At 53.9% G+C, this 232-nt stretch carries 1 protein-coding gene; it reads left to right on the forward strand.

What is annotated here, in order from left to right:
• On the forward strand, positions 1–232 hold a 232-nt coding region (gene yjfN / locus AC0L27_RS41560; RefSeq protein ID WP_473323957.1), incomplete at both ends, for a DUF1471 family protease activator YjfN.

The following is a 232-nucleotide window of genomic DNA, read 5'->3' on the forward strand; positions in this document are numbered from 1 at the left end:
CTGCGAGCGCCACGGCACAGTCTGCAGAATTCGCCAGTGCTGACTGCGTGACGGGCCTGAATGAAATAGGTCAGATCTCAGTTAGCAATATTTCAGGGGATCCGCAGGACGTGGAACGTATCGTGGCGTTAAAGGCCGATGAACAAGGTGCGTCATGGAACCGCATTATTACCATCTACGAAGACCAGCAGCCTGATAACTGGCGCATACAGTATCGCCTGTACGCGCCAGT

It is taken from the genome of Bradyrhizobium sp. Ken51 (assembly GCF_055807435.1).